Annotated in this window: 13 protein-coding genes; 6 read left to right on the forward strand and 7 right to left on the reverse strand. The window is 38.0% G+C overall.

The window, feature by feature from the left end:
* Position 1 precedes the first annotated feature (1 nt).
* Positions 2-2,233, reverse strand: a complete 2,232-nt coding sequence (locus tag AC0L6O_RS13375) for a xanthine dehydrogenase family protein molybdopterin-binding subunit (protein WP_473303009.1) — start codon at positions 2,231-2,233, stop codon at positions 2-4.
* Between the two features lie 136 nt (positions 2,234-2,369).
* Positions 2,370-2,834, reverse strand: coding sequence for a nuclear transport factor 2 family protein (locus AC0L6O_RS13380; RefSeq protein WP_473303011.1), 465 nt, complete (start codon positions 2,832-2,834; stop codon positions 2,370-2,372).
* Between the two features lie 204 nt (positions 2,835-3,038).
* On the opposite strand from AC0L6O_RS13380, the gene AC0L6O_RS13385 reads away from it, so the two are divergent.
* The 3 genes from AC0L6O_RS13385 to AC0L6O_RS13395 all read left to right on the forward strand — a co-directional run bounded on the left by AC0L6O_RS13385 (position 3,039) and on the right by AC0L6O_RS13395 (position 6,765).
* Positions 3,039-3,950 carry a helix-turn-helix domain-containing protein gene (locus AC0L6O_RS13385; RefSeq protein ID WP_473303013.1) on the forward strand — a complete coding sequence of 304 codons (912 nt, stop codon included), beginning with the start codon at positions 3,039-3,041 and terminating at the stop codon, positions 3,948-3,950.
* A 110-nt stretch (positions 3,951-4,060) separates the two neighbouring features.
* A complete protein-coding gene (locus tag AC0L6O_RS13390; RefSeq protein WP_473303014.1) occupies positions 4,061-4,519 on the forward strand; it encodes a (2Fe-2S)-binding protein in 459 nt (152 codons plus the stop codon).
* Between the two features lie 2 nt (positions 4,520-4,521).
* Positions 4,522-6,765: a xanthine dehydrogenase family protein molybdopterin-binding subunit gene (locus AC0L6O_RS13395; RefSeq protein ID WP_473303015.1), complete on the forward strand. Its 2,244-nt coding sequence runs from the start codon at positions 4,522-4,524 to the stop codon at positions 6,763-6,765.
* A 77-nt stretch (positions 6,766-6,842) separates the two neighbouring features.
* On the opposite strand, the gene AC0L6O_RS13400 is transcribed toward AC0L6O_RS13395, so the two are convergent.
* From AC0L6O_RS13400 to AC0L6O_RS13410, 3 genes are all read right to left on the reverse strand, one after another.
* Positions 6,843-8,336 carry a c-type cytochrome domain-containing protein gene (locus AC0L6O_RS13400; RefSeq protein WP_473303016.1) on the reverse strand — a complete coding sequence of 498 codons (1,494 nt, stop codon included), beginning with the start codon at positions 8,334-8,336 and terminating at the stop codon, positions 6,843-6,845.
* A 24-nt stretch (positions 8,337-8,360) separates the two neighbouring features.
* On the reverse strand, positions 8,361-9,740 hold the full coding sequence (locus tag AC0L6O_RS13405; protein WP_473303018.1) for a DUF1552 domain-containing protein: 1,380 nt from the start codon (positions 9,738-9,740) through the stop codon (positions 8,361-8,363).
* A gap of 259 nt (positions 9,741-9,999) precedes the next feature.
* A complete protein-coding gene (locus AC0L6O_RS13410) occupies positions 10,000-11,952 on the reverse strand; it encodes a DUF1592 domain-containing protein (protein ID WP_473303019.1) in 1,953 nt (650 codons plus the stop codon).
* 409 nt (positions 11,953-12,361) lie between these two features.
* On the opposite strand from AC0L6O_RS13410, the gene AC0L6O_RS13415 reads away from it, so the two are divergent.
* The 3 genes from AC0L6O_RS13415 to AC0L6O_RS13425 all read left to right on the forward strand — a co-directional run bounded on the left by AC0L6O_RS13415 (position 12,362) and on the right by AC0L6O_RS13425 (position 16,418).
* Positions 12,362-13,504, forward strand: coding sequence for a hypothetical protein (locus AC0L6O_RS13415; RefSeq protein ID WP_473303020.1), 1,143 nt, complete (start codon positions 12,362-12,364; stop codon positions 13,502-13,504).
* 137 nt (positions 13,505-13,641) lie between these two features.
* Complete coding sequence (locus AC0L6O_RS13420) at positions 13,642-15,039, forward strand: Gfo/Idh/MocA family protein (RefSeq protein WP_473303021.1); 1,398 nt, start codon at positions 13,642-13,644, stop codon at positions 15,037-15,039.
* A gap of 41 nt (positions 15,040-15,080) precedes the next feature.
* A complete protein-coding gene (locus tag AC0L6O_RS13425) occupies positions 15,081-16,418 on the forward strand; it encodes a Gfo/Idh/MocA family protein (protein ID WP_473303023.1) in 1,338 nt (445 codons plus the stop codon).
* 122 nt (positions 16,419-16,540) lie between these two features.
* Here AC0L6O_RS13425 and AC0L6O_RS13430 read toward each other — a convergent pair whose 3' ends face one another.
* Positions 16,541-17,629: an outer membrane beta-barrel protein gene (locus AC0L6O_RS13430; RefSeq protein WP_473303025.1), complete on the reverse strand. Its 1,089-nt coding sequence runs from the start codon at positions 17,627-17,629 to the stop codon at positions 16,541-16,543.
* 310 nt (positions 17,630-17,939) lie between these two features.
* Positions 17,940-19,160, reverse strand: coding sequence for an ammonium transporter (locus AC0L6O_RS13435; protein WP_473303026.1), 1,221 nt, complete (start codon positions 19,158-19,160; stop codon positions 17,940-17,942).
* Positions 19,161-19,437 lie beyond the last annotated feature (277 nt).

A 19,437-nucleotide genomic window follows, 5' to 3' on the forward strand; every position in this document is an offset into this window, starting at 1 on the left:
TCTAAATCTTATCTGCAAAGGGCTGTTGATAGAACCTTTTACCGGTAGCCTGATAAAGGGCATTTGCCACCGCTGCGAATACTGGAGGGAAAGTAGGCTCACCCATACCACTTGGGTCAAGTTTATTGTCTACAAAATATACTTCTATGTTTTGGGGAGCCTCCTGCATTCTTATCATGCGATATTGATGAAAATTACTTTTATCAGGCACTCCATCTTTAAAACTAATTCCGCCAAATAGAGCATTTCCAAAGGCATCTATAATGGCTCCTTCTGCCATATTTTTAGCTGCATCTGGGTTAATAACTATACCACAATCTACGGCACAAAACACATTTTTGACCTTTGGTTGTTTATCTATGATTTCTAAATCTACAACCACGGCGGCGTAAGAATTATGACAGAAATAAGCCGATACACCCAGGTTTCTAGTCTTTTTTAATAATTCCCAATTAGACTTTTCTTTGACCAACTCTAAAACACCAGCAAGCCTGTCTGGGTCATAATCATTTCTATCTCCCACAGGGTTTTCTTTAGCTTTTTTAAGCAATGCCAGTCTAAAGTCTATAGGGTCTTTGCCTGTCGCCTCAGCTACTTCATCTAAAAAAGATTGTTCAGCACCGGCATGAAAATTTGACCGTGGTGCACGAAAAGAACCCGTGGTAATATTGGAAGCTATTTCCCAGTCTTCGGCCAAATAATTGTCAATAGCTCCTGCCGGAAACCTGTTTTCATATAGAGGGGATTCAGGATTTCCTCCTGCATTTACATGAAAACCAATTAAGTTATTTTCTTTATCTAAAGCAGCCCTATACTTTGCAAAATAGGTAGAACGATAAATGCCTGCAGTCATATCATCCTCTCTGCTATATATCAATTTTACGGGTGCTTTTACTCTCTGAGAAATCAAAGCGGCTTCTATGGCCCAATGAGCGTAAGAACGCCTGCCATATCCCCCACCCAAGCGTGTCATTTTAAAGTCAATTTTCTCTAAAGGCATGCCGAGCCTTGCCGAAAGTGCCAGCTCGGTAAGTTCTGGTTTCTGTAAAGGCCCTATCATTTCTGCTTTTTCTTTGGTCACGTGAGCAAAGAAATTCATTGGCTCCATGCAATTATGCACTAAAAAAGGGGCTGAATAAGAGGCTTCTATAATTTTTGTTGCGTTTTTAAACGCCAAATCTGTATCGCCATCCTTTCTTTTTTCTCTGGCAGGATTAGATGCCATTTCCTCCATTTTTGCCAAGCTAAGTTCAGTACTTTCTAAACCAGAAGGTACTATAACGGTAGACTTACGTCCAAAAGCGTCTCGCTTAAATGAATATTCCTCAAATGGCTCCCACGCTACTTTTAATGCCTTTTTCGCCTTCATAACAGACCATGTATCTTCACCCACTATGGCTACTACTTCGTTAAAAGTTAGGGTATCAAAGAAGGTTCTCTCATAGTCTTCATTAAAGACTTTGATATCAAAAACATCAATAATCCCTTTCATTTGTTTGACCACGGAAGCGTCAAAAGATTTGAGTTTCATCCCAAAAGCAGGAGGGTGAACTATCATGGCTATTTTCATACCCTCTTTAAAGGTGTCAATACCGAAAAGTGGCTTTCCCGTCACTATGTTTACACCTTCCACGTTTTTGACCGAGGTGCCTATAATATGGAAATCCTCAAGTTTTTTAAGACTAACATTTTCAGGCACTTGTAAATTGGCAGCAAGTGTAGCCATTTCTCCATAAGTAGCCGTTTTATTTGATTTCTTATGGCTTAAAATACCTTCTGAGGTAGAGATTTCATTTATTGGAACCGCCCAAGATTGAGCAGCAGCCATTTTAAGCATTTCTCTCGCAGTAGCTCCTGCTGTTCTTAGTATTTTCCATCCTTGACGTATAGCCTGCGAACCACCAATAAACTGACGTGTATAATGTTCGGTGTCTAAATCAGCTTGCTGTACCACCACATTTTCCCAGTCGACATCCAATTCGTCTGCCACTATCATTGGCATAGAAGTCTTGATATTCTGCCCGCCTTCAGGATTTGGCGACATTATTTCAATTACATTATCAGGTGTAATTTTGATAAAAGCATTAAACTCTACAAACTCCTTTTGACCATCTATAACACCTTCTTTTGTTTTGGCTGAAAGCCAAGAAATATTCAAAAGTATACCCCCACCCGCTAAAACCGAAGTTTTAAGAAATGAGCGACGGTTAAGATTGGTTTTAATACTTTTCATATCAACAATTTACAACACAATACTCAAAATGAAAATATATTATATGTCAATAAACTTAGGTCAATGCTGCTCGCCTGACGTCAACAACAAAGCAAGTAAATGGATTATCTCTTCTTGATTTATTCTTCCTTTTAAATTATTTCTCAATCTGATGTGTATCTCTCACACTACTAAATGTTAGTCCTAACATTTTCCAGTCTCCATGTTTTTTCTGATAAACTTCAGTTACCGTAAATTCGTTAGAAACGTCATTTCCTCTTACATGAGCCACTAGCGTAATTCTGTTCCATACTATTGCCGTTTTCTTTGAAACTTCTACTGCCGAATGGTGCACTATGGCTTCTTTATACCAAATGCTACCAGACTCAATAATCTCTAGTTCTCTATCAGTTTTCCAAGAACCACTCATGTGTACAAATTTTGCTTTTGCATCAAACAACTCTCCTAGTTTGACCACATCCTTATTGGCCATCCACTCCCATTTATCTTTTGATACTTGAAGAACTTCTTGCTCAATTTTTGAAGGTGATTGACCATAAGAAATTACTGAAATGGAAGAGATTAATAGAAACATTAAAGAAACGATTCTTACTTTTTTCATACTTTTTATATTTAATAATTAAACTGTCTTAGCCTTTTAAAAAAAATCATAAAGAAGCTAATTGATATTAGTCTTTAAGCAAAGGTCGTTTCCTTTTAAACACTATATCGTATATAAACTACTGCATCTTCTACCATTTTTACTGATTAATGAGTCTAGTGTTTATTTAAGTTTAAATTTGGAAAGGATTAATAAAAAGCAGACATGCAAAAAGTAGTCAACATTGATAGTATTCAAGAGTGTAATTCTTTCAATAATCATAAAACGCTACACCCATTAGCTACAGTAATAGATTTCTCAAAAGCTAATCTTAGAGACTGGGGAGATGCAGAATCGGTTAGATTTAATTATGGTCTATATGCTATTTTCCTGAAAGATGTTAAATGTGGAGATTTAACATATGGGCGTCACCATTATGACTATCAAGAGGGAACGCTCGTCTTTTTTGCTCCTGGTCAGGTAGTAGAAATTGAAAATACAAAAGTTCCTTATCAACCATTAGGTTATGGTCTATTTTTTCATCCAGATTTTTTAAACGGAACGTCCCTAGGGAAAAACATTGGCGATTATAAATTTTTCAATTATCGAAGTAATGAGGCCTTACACGTTTCTGAGGATGAAAGACAAATGATTTTGGACAGTTTAGCCAAAATAGAATACGAGTTAAAACAAACTGTAGATAAGCATAGTAAAAAGCTAATAGCCGCAAATATTGAATTATTTTTAAATTACTGTGAGCGATTTTATGACCGACAATTTATAACCCGCGAAAATGTAAACAATGGCATCTTGGCAAACTTTGAAGAAATGTTAAACGCATATTTCAAGTCAGGAAAACCCAAAAAGATAGGCCTGCCTTCTGTGGCTTTTTTTGCTGATCAATTAAACATGTCTGCCAATTACTTTGGTGATTTAATAAAGAAAGAAACAGGAAAATCTGCCAAAGAGTATATTTTAAATAAGACCATTCAAGTGGCCAAGAGTAAAGTGTTTGAGACTAACAAAACGGTAAGCGAAATAGCTCACGAATTAGGTTTCAAATACCCACAACATTTTACCAGAGTCTTTAAGCAGCGTGTAGGTAAAACACCCAATGAGTTTAGGAGCTTAAACTAGAAAAACCTCATTGTTCTTAGAAGTAGTTTGAGCAGAGCCCTAATTAATTATCTTTTTTTAACTTGTAATAAGATTTGACGTAATAAGTTTTATAAAATAAACAGACAACCATGGCAAAATTTAGTTTAAATATTAACGGAAAAACAAAGAAAGTAGACCTTGACCCGGCTACTCCTATGCTTTGGGTACTGAGAGACCACCTCCATATGCCTGGCACCAAATTCGGTTGCGGTATAGCACAATGCGGGGCTTGTACTGTTCATTTTGACGGAACGGCTGTTAGGTCTTGTCAATTACCAGTTTCGGCCGTAGGCAAAGCAGAAATAACAACCATAGAAGGCTTATCTGAAGACGCGTCTCACCCTGTGCAAGAAGCTTGGATAGAGCATGACGTGGCTCAATGTGGCTACTGTCAATCTGGTCAAATAATGTCTGCGGCTGCTTTATTAAAAAGCAATCCGAACCCAAGTGATGAGGATATTGATAATAGCATGAGTGGTAATATTTGCCGCTGTGGCACGTATTTGAGAATTAAAGAAGCCATTAAAACTGCATCAAAAGCCAAATAAAGATGAAAAATAACAAACAAAACAGACGCTCATTTTTAAAGTCATCTGCCCTAGCTGGAGGTGGATTGATGTTAAGTTTCAATTGGTTTTCTGAAGCAAAAGCCACGGAAGCATTGGCAGAATTAAACCTTCCTAAAGAATGGTCTGAACTTACTGGCTATATTAAAATAGGAACCGATAATAGCATAAAAATATTCTGTCCAAACCCTGAATTTGGGCAAAACGTAATGACTTCTTTACCCATGATGGTGGCTGAAGAACTGGAAGTGGCTTGGGAAGATGTAGAGGTAGAAATGGGACCTCATGACAATCTCAAATTAGGCCCACAGTTTACAGGAGGAAGTAATTCCGTAAGAATGTACTGGAAGCCTTTACGAGCTGCAGGAGCATCAGCAAGGCAAATGCTTGTGGAAGCCGCAGCCCAAACTTGGAATGTACCTGCAGACCAAATCAAGGTCAAAGAAGGAGTTTTATCGCATTCAAATGGTAAATCGGCTAAATACGGAGAATTTGCAAGCAAAGCAGCTACACTACCTGTACCAAATGATGCCAAAACCAAAGAGGTTAAAGACTTCAATATTATTAGTAAGTCAAAGAAAAATGTAGAAGGGACAAAAGTGGTGACAGGTAAGCCCCTTTTTGGAATGGATTATAGGGTTGATGGTATGTTGACGACTATGATTCAGCATCCTCCTGCTTTTGGTATGAAATTAAAATCTTTTGACTCCAGTCAAACTCTAAAAATGCCAGGTATTAAAGATGTTTTTAGTTTCAAATTATATGATGATGATTTTGTACAGGGAGGTTTTGACACACGTACTTTCAATGAGTTAATTGCCATAGTAGGTAACTCTACTTGGGAAGTGATGAATGCCCGCAAAGCCTTAAAAGTACAATGGGAAGCGGCTGGTGAAGTAAAAGAAACCATGAATGGCAGAGGTGGACAAAGAGAAGTTACTATACCAGCAAGGCTTGAGTCTACAAGCATACAGCACGACTTGATGGCCGAATATGCCAATAAACCAGCTAGAGAACTAAGAAAAGATGGTGACCCCGAAACGGCCTTTAAAAATGCCGCTCAGGTTTTAGAACGCACCTATAATGCACCATTTTTAGCACATAACTGCATGGAGCCCATGAACTTCTTTGCTCATGTAGAAGCCGACAAAGCTTTAGTGGCCGGTCCCATTCAGGCACCTGCGTGGATGGAACCTACTTTATCAAAGCTTTTGAAAATACCCCCTGAGAAAATTGAGATTCAAATGACCAGAATGGGTGGTGGTTTTGGCCGTAGGGCTTACGCTCAATATGCTTATGAAGCAGCACTTATTTCTCAGAAAGTTAAGGCTCCTGTAAAATTGATTTACTCTAGAGAAGATGATATGACCTATGGCATTTACCGTCCCATGTACACAGCTACATACCGTGCAGCTTTAGATGCCAATAAGAATTTGATAGGCTTTCATGTAAAAGGTGGCGGAATTCCAGAAAGCCCTATTCATGCAAATAGATTCCCTGCTGGTGCTGTAGATAACTATTTGGCTGAGTCATGGGAAATACCTTCTAATGTCACCATTGGAGCCTTTAGAGCTCCACGTTCTAATTTCAATGCAGCAGCAGAGCAATCTTTTTTAGACGAATTAGCAGAACTCATGGGCAAAGACCCGATAGCAATGCGATTAGAAATGCTAAAACGTGCCAAAGAAAATCCTGTAGGTGAGAACAACGATTATGATGCTGAAAGGTATGCTGGGGTACTAGAACTAGTTAAAGAAAAATCTAACTGGACTACCGCCAAAGACGGAAAATATAGCCGTGGAGTGGCCGCCTATTTCTGTCATAACTCATACGCCGCTCATGTGGTAGACATGGTTTCAAAAGACGGCCAACCTTATGTAGAACAAGTATTTTCTGCTGTAGACTGTGGCGTGGTTATTAATCCTGACGCCGCCACAAATATGGTACAGGGTGCGGTGGTTGATGGAATTGGTCAATCATTTTATGGTGCTTTAACGCATAATAATGGCGTGCCAGAGCAAAGTAATTTTGACACCTATCGTATGATTCGTCATAATGAAGCTCCAAAGAAAATTGAAGTACACTTTGTTCAAAACGAGGTTGACCCTACGGGTTTAGGTGAACCGCCTTTCCCTCCGGTATTTGGTGCAGTAGCTAATGCTCTTTACAAGAACACAGGAAAAAGACATTATAATCAGCCTTTCCTAAGTGAAATGGAGAATATTTAAAAGCTTATTCTTTAGTGTCAAAGAGGCTGTCTAAGAAATATAAGACAGCCTCTTTTTTGTACAAATTCCAACAAGAACTAAAAATACGGCCCCTCCTCCGCATGAATCTGCAATGTTGGCTTGTATTTCTGTAATGCTATGATTACGTCTTTGGTAGTTTCTGTACTGTAGGTATAAACCTCTTTTAAAGCAGGAAACTTGACTAAATCTAAGAGGGCTTTGTCGTCCACTTTAGTGAAAGACACGTTTAAAACTTTGAGATTTTGTAACTGACTTAAATGAATGAGCCCACTACCTTTTAACTTTGTTTTTTGAAGATAAAGCTCTTTCAAATTGCTCATTTGAGCTATGACGTATAAATCTGCATCATCTATCTGAGACGACACCAAAGAAACCTTGGTAAAAACATCTAAATAAGGTTTTAGCTGAGCCAGTTTTTCACTGTCAAAAGGTGCTGGTGGAAAAGTATTCGATAGGGTATACATTTCACCCTCCGCCTCCTCATCTCTTTTTATCACCACTTCCATATCGGTGGCTAAATATTCTAGTTCTGCAGCTAGTTTCTCCGCATTCAGCTTTGATTTATGGACATTAAAACGATACTTTTTTAGAGCTGGCTCTAACTGGTTTACCAGCAATTGCATCTCTATTTTAGTACTGTCTGCGGTGGTGCTATCCGCCAAACCTTGCTTCATTTTGGCACCATTTGCTATCCAATATTTCAAAATAGCAATTTCTTTATCATCCAAAGGTGTTTTCCCTGCAGGCGGCATACGGTCAGACACCGAATCGGGCATTATCACTCTAAGGTAAAGCTCACTTTCGTCTGGTAAATAATGTTTTAAGCCTGCCTTGCCACTTTTACCTTCTTTGAATAAATCTTCAAAAGAACTCACAGAAAAGTTTCCTTTTGCCCTTAAAGTAGAGTGGCAACCCACGCATTTTGCTTCTAGTATAGATTGAATTATATCCTCATAGAGGTACTGATTAGAATCTACTTTTGACTCCACTTCTACTTCCGCACCTATCATGGGCAAATACTCCGTTAGAAAGTTTTGTCCGTGCGTCAGATTTCCACCTTGATGACCTGTATAAAGAGCTGCTCCATTGGTAGCCAGCAAGGCTATCAAATAAAGAGCATAGAGTTTTCCTGACTTCCATTGGTACAAAAACAGGGCAAAACTCACAAACAATAGACAGCCAGTTAATACACCTCCATTAAAATGCTGCTCCATCAGATAACCTGAATATTCGCCAGAGGCAAAGAGCAAATAGCCTGAAAAAATAGAGACAAGCGTAAGCACAATCATTACCAAAAAGGAATAGAAAAATACCTTACTGTCTATTTGAATAATTTTCAAAAAACGCAGAACCTCTGCCCCTAGAACTAGTAAAACCAGCACAATGGGAAAATGCAAAAGAATAGGATGAAAACGGCCTATGGTTAACAAAATAGGCGATTCTAATGATATATTGATAAATTTCAAGCCCAAAAGCAAGAAACCTAAAAAGCCCAAAAGTAAAATATTAACCGGTTTTGTAAGAAAGCGTTCGAGAGGTCTATCTGGCATTATTAATTCTTCTGCTGGTAATTATTAAGACATTAAAGGGCTTAGTGTATTAGTACTATCACCAAACTGCTTCATATCATAGTTTTGACTTTGGAGCATCGTCAAATACAAGTTTGCCAAAGGCGTTTCTTCTTTAAAATTCAGGTTTTGACCCTGTTTAAGCTTTCCGCCGCCGTGTCCGCCAATAATGATAGGTAAGTCACGTGGGGAGTGTCTGTTTCCATCTCTTAAATCAGAGGTAAATACTGCCATCGAGTTATCTAGAAGTGTATTGTCGCCTTCTTTGATATCCTTTAGTCTTTGTAAGAAATAGGCATATTGCTCCACATGCCATGCCGATATTCTAAGGTACTCCTCCATTAATTCGGGGCGGTTCATGTGATGGGAAAGCGAATGATGGTTTCCTTTGACCCCATCTAAAAATGAGAAGCTTCTGTTACTCACCGAATTACCAAACATAAAGGACGAAACACGACTAGCGTCACTCCAAAAGGCCAGCACCATGATATCTAACATTAATCGTGTTTTCTCTGTAATATCTACGCCAGAATAAACTTCTTGATACTCTTCAATATTTTGATTGACTCTGGTCAATTCTTTTTTAATATCGGCAGTAATTTTAGAACTAAATTTCTCCCGTTGGTCTTCACTCAAAATTCGTTTTTCTACACTCCTAATAGACTCTAAGTACTCCGACAGCTTATCTTGGTCTGAGCGGCCTAAATTTCTTTTAAGAGAATTAGCATCTTCCAAAACCGTATCTAGAATACTCTTTTTCCAAGGGTCGTCTTTCACATTTGCTCCTGGCACAAAAGACTTAAATAACCTATCAAAAGCTAGTTTTGGGTCAATTTCCTTTGTCATTGGTTGCTGTGCATTTTTCCATGAAATGCTAGAACCATAAAGTCGAGTAAACCCGACGTTAATATCTACTCCCGTGGTGATTCTATCTAAGCCATATTCTAAAGAAGGAAATAGCGTTTCGGAACCATGTTTTTGAGCCATAATCTGGTCAATGGAAACTCCTCCACTGAAAATATTATCACCAATAGTTTGACGAATTTGACCGCAGGTCAAAAGACTAGCAGATTTAGCATAATGACCATCTGCACCCTTAAAAATAGAGTGCTTATTCATTAAGTTTTTTAGAATAGAAACATCCCCTTTAAGTTTTGCCAAGGGCATTAATTGACGAGTCAATTCAAAGTCTTTTCCATACGAAGTAGGATTCCAATGGTCTGGATGCACGCCATTAGGCATATAGAAAAAAGCAGTACGCACAGGCGATTTTCCCGCCATTGCAGCATTAAAAGGTTTACCCATTGCCTCTAAAACAGGTAAAGCAATGGTGGCTCCTATTCCCTGGAGCATCCTTCTTCTAGATATTTGCCAACTTTTCGCCATTGTTAATACTTTTATTTTTTTTTGACTTCTTTAAACAGTGGATTCATAAGTTTTACACTTCTAGACATTAGACTCAAGATTTAGACAAAAGACTCAAGACAAAAGACCCGAACTTCTGGAACCTAACACCTAAACCTAGACTCAAGACAAAAGACCTGAACATCTGGCATCTAACACCCAAACCTAGACTTAAGACAAAAGATATTAGACAAAAGACCTGAACATCTGGCATCCAACACCTAACATCTAGCACCTTACATCATATACTCTTCTTTTCAAAATCATTTTGCTTCATTAAGAAAGGATAACTATTCACCAATTCGATTATAAAAGGTTCTGGGTTAAAATCGTTTTCTATCAAAGTGTTTTCTAGTTTCACCAAAGCTGTTTCGTCTGTAAACAGAATGGTTCTACCTAGGGCATAAGATAAGATTCTCTTTGAAAAGTTTCGTGCTATCTTCTTTTCCTCCGTCAGCAATATCTTTTTTAACTCTTCTGGTCCATTAAACTTTTCTCCTTCCGCTGTTACTCCAGAAGCATCTATATCAACCTTTCCATAGCTATCTCTCCATTTACCTATTGGGTCATAATTTTCTAAGCCTAAACCTAGCGGATCCATCTTTTCATGACAAGATTGGCATTCTGGGTCTGCTCTATGTCTTTCTAAAATTTTGCGTAGGCCCAAAGCTTCATGAATACCCTTATCTTCTGTAAGTTCTGAAACCTCTGGAGGAGGTGGTGGTGGTGATACACCCAGAATCTGTTCCATGACCCATTTCCCTCTCAACACAGGACTAGTTCTGGTAGATATAGAAGTAGTGGCTAAAACTCCAGCCATACCCAGCACTCCTCCTCTTCTATTATCTGCAAACTGTACTTTCAGGAAATCGTCACTTTCTACACCTCCTATTCCGTAATAATTAGCCAAAGAGGTATTTAACATAGAATAGTCGCTATTTACCAAATCCATAAAATTCTTACTTTCGGTAAGTACATGATGGAAATAACTTGATGCCTCTTCATACAAATCTTTTCTAAGTTCCATATCAAAACCTGGGTACATTTCAGCATCCACCATCGGTTCTGAGTCTAAAAGCTTAGTGATTCCTAACCACTGCACGGTAAAGTCTTGAGCGAAGCGTTTAGATTTTGGGTCTGCCAACATACGTTTGACCTGTGTGGCTAAAGTAGTAGAATCATGCAATTTGCCTGCATAGGCCAAATCAAACAGCTCTTGGTCTGGCGTACTGCACCATAAAAAATAGGACAACCTAGATGCCACTTCAAAATCGCTCAAAGGGTATGCCCCCTCCTTTTGTGGTTCTTCTTCTACTTTGTAAAGAAAATTGGGTGAAACCAAAACCGCCTTTAACACCTGAGCTATACTTTCGTCAAACCTTAAAGGATTCTTTATTGCTACCTTTTCATCATAAACTGATTGAAAAAGCTCTAGCAGTTTTGTTTTTTCTTCTGCCTTAAGGAATCGCCTATAAGCCTTACTGGCTACTTGGTCAATCACCTTTTCAGCAGCTAAATCAGAATTATTGAGGTAATCATACTTGTCGGAGAAAAGCGTCTTTACCCAGTTTTTAAAACCCTGCCAGCCACCTGCTTTAAAAGCAAAAGGCACTATTTGGTCCCATTTATCATTATCTGCCAAAGCTTCATCCACAATCTGACTACCGGCGTCATAATACCTCTCTAATTTTAAGGGAGTAAAAAATAGGGCTCGTCCTTGATTATCAAACCCACCACCACCAGACCCGTCAGACGGAAAATAGCCTCTAGCATCAAAATCAACTCCGAATAAATCATAAATGGTGTATTGATATTCGGCATGACTTAGCCTTCGTATCACCACTTTTCCTGGAGTTTTCTTTTCAAGCGATGCCTGCAAAATGGCATCAATGCCGTTAACCAATTTATGATAGACTTCTTCGGAAAGGGGTTTCTCCGTTTTTGGCGGCATGGACCTATCCTTAATTACACCCAAAACCTCCAACCAAAAAGAACCACGTTGAATTACACGTGCTTGTTCTTTATAATTATCTATGTTGATGCCACCTTTTGCAGTATTTGTATTATGACATTTTATACACTCATCTTGCAATAGCGGTCTGATATCCTTTTCATAAGTAATGACAGGAGGTTCTTCCGCGTATGCTGATTTGACAAAGCACAGGGCTAAGAATATGAGAATTTTAGTTTGCAATGGTTGATAGGTTGAATTGAATACGTATTAAAACTAACATATTCTTCTATTTCTAAAAAACAAAGCCCTTATAGAATCGATATGAGGCTAAGTTTTGATGACCTAAAGCCTAGAAAATTAAATTTGACCACACCTAAGCTCTTAGTTTTATTAAATAAAATATTGAAATCATCTAAATGCTACTCTAGTTTTTTGCTCACGGCATTTAATTTGACGGTTCTTTTTTGACAAATAATTCTACGTTTTTGACGTTAAAATCGCTCATAATTTAAATCAAAAAAGGTTTTCCTTCAATTAGTACAAGTAAGCAAAGTGTTAATAATCGATAACATTTCGTTTTAAAAGTGTTAACACAAAAACTCTTTTTATCTCATGATTTTTATGGTTTAATAAACCAAAATATCAAGACATGAAATCAAAACTACTCCTACTTATTCTTATTAGCTCTTTAAGCAGCAATGCTCAAGTCATTATTCAATCCCATATCAAAATACCTCTAGATAGCATAGAACAAGGAATTTTTCACAATTCGCTTAACGAATTCTTGCTTGCGGCAGACAAAGGCAACAAAGAGAGTGAAACCATCCTAAAAGATGAAAAGCTGGCTACCCTCTTACTATTAGATGAACTAGAAGGCATAACTGATGCGAGCACATTTAAACCTTACCTATTAAGTATACAGAAACTAGACAGTAAGGCTTACCTCATTCAATTGGCTTATTCACAAGTCAGGAATAATGAAAGCTACCAAAAAGCTCAGTTGACTTTAATGGCACATAAAGAAGCAAACTCCTTTAAATTCTCTACCCCTTTAAAAAGAAACACCATTTACTGGAAGTCTAAAACCCTTCAAAATACTACCTTCTATGATCAAGGTAATTTGAATCTAAAAAATGCCTCAACCTTTATTGAGAAAACTACCGAATTTGATACTAAACTTAAACTTCCTGAAAAGAGTACTGCCATCTATCTTACGGAAAACTTGACTGATGTTTTTAACCTTATTGGTATAAATTACCTAGCTCCTTATAATGGACGACGCTACGCGTCTACCATGGCTTCTTTAAACAATAGAGCTATTATTATTCAGGGAAACGGTAACCCAAGCTTTGAAACGTTTGACACACATGACCTATGGCATGACCGTTTGGCTTTAGCTGTTAACAGGAGAAAAACTAATAGACCTGTGGATGAGGCCTGTGCATATTTATATGGTGGCAGCTGGGGCTACACCTGGGAAGAAATTTTGGCCAAGTTCAAAGAAACTTACGCCCATAGAAAAGATATTGATTGGAAATATTACAAAGAATACCCAGAAGACTTTGGAGAAAGCCAAGAGAAGCACTTAATGGCTGATTATGTGGCGAACGCATTAATAATAGAAAAGCTAGAAAAAGAAATGGGATTTTCTGCTGTACTCGAATTATTAAACAGCGGACCTTACGAAAAAGGAAATGCCAATTATTACAAAACTTTAGAAAAACTAACAGGAGTGAGTGAAGAGAAGTATTCTGATATGGTCTGGGATTTAATTAATTCTTCAAAAGAATAATGGAATTGATAAGGCATTCTAAGCCATAAATTATATTTTTAAATAAATTTAATAATTCAAGGTCATTTCAAGCTTTCAGAGCATGTTTTAAGCCTTTGACTTTGAATATTTAATATTCAACCCAATCATTATAAAATATGACTAATATCAACAGAAGAAACTTCATTAAAAAAACCTCTCTTTCAGCAGCAGGAATAACTGCAGCTTCCTTAATAGCACAAAATGCAGAAGCCCATTCTGCTAGAACTGCAGCAGCTACTTATATGGGAGATTTTGCTGCTCCTAAATTACCTACCGTAAAAGCAGCTTTTATAGGTGTAGGTGCTAGAGGGCCAGGACACATGAGATTCTTTGCAGATTTGGAAGGTACAGAGGTAGTAGCCATTTCTGATTTATACGAAGACAATGCCACTAAGTGGGCTGCAAAAGCCAAAGAAATTGGAAAAGGACAAAGACATAAGAATGTAAAAGTCTACTATGGAGCAGAAGACAAATGGAAGCAAATGCTGAAAGATGTTAAACCTGATGTGGTATTTATAGCCACTAACTGGTCAAACCATGCTCCTATGGCCATAGAGGCAATGAAACAAGGTGCTCACGCTTTTGTGGAAGTTCCTATAGCTCTTACTACGCAAGAAATGTGGGAAATAGTGGACACATCAGAAGCTACTCAAAAACACTGTATGATGATGGAAAACGTTAACTACGACCGCGACGAGTTAATGTATCTCAACATGTGCCGTCAAGGTGTGGTAGGAGAATTACTTCATGCCGAAGCAGCTTATATACATGAGTTAAGATTCCAGATGAAAGAAGAAGAACGCGGCACCGGCTCATGGCGTACACCGCATTATGCCAACCGTAACGGTAACCTATACCCAACACATGGTTTAGGACCCGTGGCTCAGTATATGAATATTGGTCGTACAGATGATACCTTCAAAAGTTTGGTTTCTTTTTCTACACCATCTTTAGGCAGAAAACTATACGCCGAAAAGAACTATGGTTCGGACCATAAATGGAATAAGTTAAACTATAAAGGAGGAGATTTAAATACGTCTATTATCAAAACCAACATGGGTAGAACCGTAATGGTGCAGTGGGACGAAACTAGCCCTAGACCTTACTCCAGATTAAACTTAGTGCAGGGAACCAAAGGTACACTAGCCGGTTTCCCTACACGTGTGGCTTTAGAAGGAGGTTTTGAAGGAGCTACAGAAAGTCATCACCAATGGATAGAAGGCGAAAAACTTCAATTACTCTATGATAAATATGACCATCCTTTATACAAAAGGCTAAATCAGAAAACCAAAGACAGTGGACATGGAGGCATGGACGGCATGATGATGTATCGTATTGTAGAATGTCTTCAAAACGGACAGCCTTTAGACCAAAACGTTTACGAAGGTTGCCTATGGAGTGCCGTATCACCATTAAGCGAACGCTCTGTGGCTACAGATGGAGCACCTCAGCCTTTCCCAGACTTTACCAGAGGTAACTGGAAAAGCACCAAACCTTTAAGTATTATTAGTTAAATCAATAAAACATTCTATCGACCAATTATAAACTAACATAAATGAAAAAAAGAGAATTTCTGAAGAGTGCCGCCGCCTTAGCGTCACTCACCGTCATGCCATCTGCCATTTGGTCAATGGAAAAAAAGAAAGTTTTAAGAACTGCTCATATAGGTTTAGGTGGCATGGGAAGAGCCGATTTAGAGGCTTTAGCATCTCACCCAGCTGTGGAAGTAGTGGCACTTTGTGATGTAGACTCTAAGGCTACAGACATGGTAAAAGCTACTTACCCTAATGCCAAAATATATAAAGACTATAGAGATTTATTAAAAGAAATGGGTAAAGATATAGATGCCGTAGTGGTATCTACACCTGACCATAGCCATGCACCAGCTTCTATGATGGCCATGGAAATGGGCAAGCAAATTTACTGTCAAAAGCCACTTACCCATCATGTATCTGAGGCAAGAGCCATGAGCAAATTAGCAGCTAAAAAGAAACTGGTTACTCAAATGGGTATTCAGGTACACTCTTTTTATGACTATAAATTAGCTACGCTTTTAATTCAATCAGGAATAATTGGTAAAGTATCTACCGTGAGAGCTTGGTCTCCTAAAAACTGGGGAAATGATGGACCTGCACCTACAGGAAGCGATCCAGTTCCAGAAAGCTTAGACTGGAACCTTTGGTTAGGAACTTCGCCTGAAAGACCTTATAAAGAAGGAGAGTATCACCCAGGAAACTGGCGTAAAATAATGGACTATGGCTGCGGAACTTTAGGAGACATGGGTGTTCATATTTTTGACACGCCTTATAATGCTTTAGCATTAGATGTACCTAGAACCATCATAAACGATTGCCGTAAGCCTACAGGCTTTGGTTTCCCAGAAGAAAACAAAGTTACTTATGAGTTTCCAGGAACGCCTTATACAGCTGAATCTCTTAAATGGGTTTGGTATGATGGTGTGAATGCTCCTCAGAGTCATCCAGACCTTAAATTGCCAAACGGTGAAGAATTACCAGACCAAGGAGCCATGTTTATTGGCGAAAAAGGTAGATTATTACTTCCTCACTTCATGCAGCTACCTAAACTAATAGTTGACGGTAAATATGAAGAGCTAGACCTTACAGAACTCAAAGCTTCAGGAGCAATTGGAGATGTTTTCAGAAACTACGATGTAGAAGGAAAAAGGCATTACCACCAGTTTGTGGACGCCTGTTTAGGAAAAGATGAGTGCTCCGCACCATTCTCTTATGCCTCAAGGTTGACAGAAACTATTCTACTGGGTGTAATAGCTGGTAGGTTCCCAAATCAAACTTTACACTGGGACAGTGCTACCGCACAATTTAAAGAAGAAGAAGCCAATGCATTCTTAGACGCTCCTTATAGAAAGTTTTAAAAACTAGCCACCTCCTTAGGAGGTGCTTTATTTAAGACGTTTCAATTAGAAATTGTCAAAACAGAAAAACCCAGTCAACATATCGTTGACTGGGTTTTCTTTGTTAAACTTATTCTTTTCTCTTAGAAATGGAATATCATTGCAGCACCAATAGTCGTTTGATTATTTTTTCCTGCACCGTCACCATCTACTAACTGAAAACCAGAAGTTGGAGAGTAAGAATCAAATCTTACTTCTGGCTTAAACATTAAGTGGTCTGTAATATCAACATTACCAGTAAGCGTTAAAGAAGTAACAGCAGAACCATCACCGTTCTCGTCAAGTAAGTACATTCCTCCTTCAGAGTTATCAAAACGCTCTGCTCTAACACCTAGACCAAATTTCTCTGTTAAGCTACCATTTAAATATAAGGCAGCACCAGACCATTTCTTAGTATCAACACCATCATTCAAAGAACCATAAGGAACTGCATTTAAACCAATTAAGAAGTTATCAGTTACTTGGTAAGATGTAGTGATATCGAACCATTTGTATTTCTCTGTTGCACCTGCTAGTCCTTCGTCAGATGCATAATAGTTTAAGTAAACATCCCATCCATCTACTGGAGCAGTATAAATCTGAGCCATTATTCCTTTAGCCTTATTAAAATCATCTTTGCTATCAAGACCGTTATTCACACCTAACATGAAAGCAAATTTATCAGAAACTGCTACATCCATCTTAATTCCAGTATGGTAGAACGGTCCGTTTCCAAATAAGTTAGATAAAGAATAGTTAAAATTCGCTGGAGCGTCAATAACCTCATATCCAACATTAGTACCAAAAGTACCAGCAGAAAGACTAAAAACATCATTCATAGCCCAGCTTAAATAAGCCTGCTTAATAGCCATTCCTGTTTGAGAACCACTTACCCATACATAGTTACCTAAATCACCATGATTACCAAATGTTAAATCAATTACCCCAGTAACAGCACCTGCTTCATACGTAGTCATTAACTGAGCAAGACCAACTTGAAACGAGTTAGCATTGTGGTCAAAAATTCTTTCAAACCCTGAAGCTCCTAAGTTTGCACCTGGACCGCTTACACCATTTAAATTTGCGAAATAATATGTGTCAACATATCCTGAAAGTGTTAATGGGCCACCTTCCTGAGCCGAAACCGAAAATGCAGTCAAGATAGATACTATTGCTAAATAAACTTTTTTCATTATTTTATTCTTTTATTGTTATTGTTTCCGTTGTACTTGTTCCGTTACAAATGTTCGCCATTATTTATAATTGACCAAATATTATTTTAATATTTTATCATAATTCAGAATCTTCACTAATTAATATTAGAATTGTACAATTTCACAAAGAACCTCATTAAATTTCAACAATTACACAAAAAGCCAATTCCACACAGCAATCTTCCGTTTCATCTTTACACTTTACTCCTAGGTCTTAAGATCAAGCACAAGCACAAAAAAAAAGGGCACCCAAAATGGGTACCCTTTTACTAAATTGTATAACCGAATTTTATTTCGTTACAAAGTCACCATAAGCACTCATTCCATGCTCGTGACCATCTAGACCGTCGATTTCTTCTTCTTTAGATACTCTTAAGCCTAATGTAGCTTTCAGTGCATAAAGAATAATACCAGATGTTAAGATACAGAACACTGCATAACATGCTACTCCAATTAATTGAACTTTAAATTGGTCAACACCTTTCATGGCTCCGAAGATACCAACAGCAAGTGTTCCCCAGATTCCACAAATTAAGTGAACAGCTACAGCTCCTACAGGGTCATCTAATTTAAGCTTATCAACAAGTGATACAGCCAACACTACAAGAATACCAGCAATAACACCGATTAAGATTGCATCCATTGGGCTCATTTGGTCAGCACCGGCAGTAATACCTACAAGACCTGCAAGAATACCATTCAACATCATTGTTAAATCATATTGTTTGTTTTTAAGTAAATCGAAGATAAACGCTCCAACACCACCAGCAGCCGCAGCTAAACAAGTAGTAACTAAAGTAAGTGAAGTTCCAGCTGGGTCTGCAGAAAGTACAGAACCTCCATTAAAACCAAACCAACCTAACCATAAGATAAGTACACCAGCAGCAGCTAAAGGTAAACTATGACCAGGAATAGGCTTAGAAGAACCGTCTTCTCCAAATTTACCAATTCTAGAACCTAATAAGTAAATAGCTACAAGTGCAGCCCAACCTCCTACAGAGTGAACTAAAGTAGAACCAGCGAAGTCATAAAAACCCATTTCGCTTAAGAAACCACCACCCCACTGCCAAGAACCAGCAATTGGATAAACGATTCCAACATAAATAATAGTGAATATCATGAAACTTCCAAGCTTAATACGCTCAGCAACAGCTCCAGATACAATAGTAGCAGCAGTGGCAGCAAACATTCCTTGGAAAAGGAAGTCAGTCCAATATGTATATCCTCCGTCAGCGTAATCAGGCGTCAGACCGTTCTCTGGAAGTTGGATTCCAAATCCAGCAAATCCAAAGTAGCCGTTAAATTCCCCTGGATACATTAAGTTAAATCCGCACAATGCGTAAAGTAAAAGACCTACGCAGATAATGAAGACGTTTTTAAATAAGATGTTAACAGTATTTTTAGATCGAGTAAGACCAATTTCTAAAAATGAGAACCCTAGGTGCATGAAGAACACTAAGGCTGTACAGACCATCATCCATACATTATTGGCGGTAAATAATCCATCCATAAAAGTGATTCAGTTTAAGTTAATTGTTAATATTTTTTAGATACTCCTTTTGCTTTCGATTTGTAGTAATAAAAGATGTTTTGGAACTAAGTACATGTAAATTGAACTTCATCTTTAATACCTTAAAACCGAATTATGAATGCAATAATATGGCATAAATCATTATTGACCAAATTTTATTCTATTTTTTTCGATATAACATTTACATTATTTTAAGTATTAATAATTGTACTATTCCTTGAGCACCACGCTTGAATGGACCTTAAAGACCTATATA

The sequence above is a fragment of the Arcticibacterium sp. GJ41-1 genome (genome assembly GCF_055808875.1).